Source organism: Acidisphaera rubrifaciens HS-AP3, assembly GCF_000964365.1.
Classification (GTDB): domain Bacteria; phylum Pseudomonadota; class Alphaproteobacteria; order Acetobacterales; family Acetobacteraceae; genus Acidisphaera; species Acidisphaera rubrifaciens.
In genome coordinates, this window is sequence record NZ_BANB01000820.1 from 1 (window position 1) to 2120 (window position 2120).

The following is a 2120-nucleotide window of genomic DNA, read 5'->3' on the forward strand; positions in this document are numbered from 1 at the left end:
GCCGCCGATCAGCGCGCCGGCCGCGGCGCCGGTGCCGCCGCCCGCGAGGCCGCCGACCGCCGCGCCGGTACCGGCACCGATAAGGCCGCCGCCGATGGCGCGCTGGCCTGGGTCATACGGGTTGGTACAAGCCGCGACCGACACGCATAATGCGAGACCGATCCCCGCGTGCACCACCAGGCGTTTCATTTCGCTCTCCCTTGAAAGTCATGCCGAGCAGGTCGCCGGCAACCTAGCAGCGCGCGTGGCAACCGCCATGAAGTCTTTCGTATCGGAATGAGACACGCGGCCCGCGACCATACCAGGGCCGTAACGCGGCGGGATCGTGGCGGATGCGGGCTCAGGGTGACGCCAGCGCGGCGACCACGGCGGCGATCACCCCCGGCCAGTCGCCGGGTGTCTCCTGCCGGAACAACCGGGCCGTCGGATACCAGATGCTGTCCTCGCGCCGCCGGAGCCAGCGCCAGTCGGCGGCATAGGGCAGCAGCACCCAGACCGGCACGCCGATCGCGCCGGCGACATGGGCGATCGACGTATCGACGCTGATCACCAGGTCCATCAGCGACAGGATGGCGGCGGTGTCGGCGAAGTCGACGATCGCCGTGCTGAGGTCGCGCACGTCCGGCCAGCCGTCCAGCACCGCCCGGTCGCCCGCCCGCACGTCCTGCTGCACGACATGCAGCGCGACGCCGCAGGCGCGCAGCGGTTCCAGCAGCGCGAGCGACAGGCTGCGCTGCCGGTCGTTGCCGAAGCCGGGATTGCCGGACCATGCGATGCCGACCCGCCGGCGCCCGTCCGACAGCAGTTCCGGGCGCCACCGCGCCACGCGATGCGCTTCCGCGAACAGATACGGCACCGTCGCCGGCACCGAGTCGAGCGTGGTGCCGAAGGCAAGCGGCAGGCTGGCCATCGGGCAATACAGATCGAACTCCGGCAGCGGCTCGCCGGTCGGCACGAACTCGTCGATCCAGGGCAGGGTGCGCAGCAGCGGCAGCAGCGGCGCCGGCGCCTCGATGATCGTGTGCGCGCCGCGCGCGGCGACCAGCGGCGCGTAGCGGCAGAACTGGACGTTGTCGCCGTATCCCTGTTCCGCATACAGCAGGACACGGCGCCCCGCGACGTCGCGCCCGCCGTGCCAGCGCGGGCGGATCAGGTGGCGGTCCTGCGGCGCGGCGAACGCCTCCGCCAGCCGCGCCTCATAGGCGGCGAATCCGGCCGGATAGTCGCCGAGCGTCAGCAGCGCCAGCGACTCGGAGAACAGCGTGCGCGTGTCGTCGTCACCGCGCCGCGCCGCGCGGAATGCCGCCACCGCCCCGTCGGCATCGCGCAGCATCATCAGCGCGCCGCCCATGTTGTGCAGCGCCTCCGCGTGCCGCGGTTCCAGGGCGAGGAGCCGCTGATAGGCGGTGATCGCCTCGTCCGCCCGCTGCATCGTCACGAGGGCGTTGGCGAGGTTGAACCAGGCAAGGGCGAAGCCGGGGCGCGCGACCGTCGCCTGTCGCAGCGCCGCCAGCCCCTCCTCGTGCGCGCCCGCGTCGATCAGCGACGTGCCGAGATTGTTCAGCGCGTCCGCGTCGGCCGGATCGCGCGCCAGCGCGGCGCGGAAGGCGACGCGCGCCTCCTCGCCGCGGCCCAGCGCCTGCAGCGCGGTCCCGAGGCTGGTCTGCCCGCCCGGCACGTCCGGGTCCGCCTCCAGCGCCGCCTGCGCGAGCGTCAGCGCCTCGTCGTTCCGGCCCTGCATGCGCCGTATCGTCGCAAGGCCCGAGAGCGCCCGCGCATCCGTCGGCCGCAGCGCGCGTGCTTCCTCATAGGCCGCGCCGGCCGCCTCGGCCTGTTCCAGCGTCAGCAGCGCGTTGCCGCGGTTCAGATGCGCATCGGCCTGTGTCGGATCGATCGCGATGGCGCGGTCGAGCAGTCCCAGCGCGTCGCCGGGCCGCCGCTCCGCCAGGGCGACGCAGGCGAGGTCGTTCAGGGCCGACGCGTGGTCCGGGTCGATGCCCAGCACCGCCGTGAACAGAAAGGCGGCCTCGTCCAGCGCGCCCTGCCGGTAGCGCAGCGTGCCCAGCAGATGCAGCACGCCGGGGTCGCGCGGGTGAAGCTGAAGAAGACGGCGGCATGCG

At 73.2% G+C, this 2120-nt stretch carries 1 protein-coding gene; it reads right to left on the reverse strand.

All coding sequences use genetic code 11. The features are described 5' to 3' along the window. Window positions 1–340: 340 nt before the first annotated feature. Window positions 341–2120: tetratricopeptide repeat protein (locus B8460_RS18145; protein ID WP_148360690.1), on the reverse strand; the 1780-nt coding region annotated here is incomplete at its 5' end.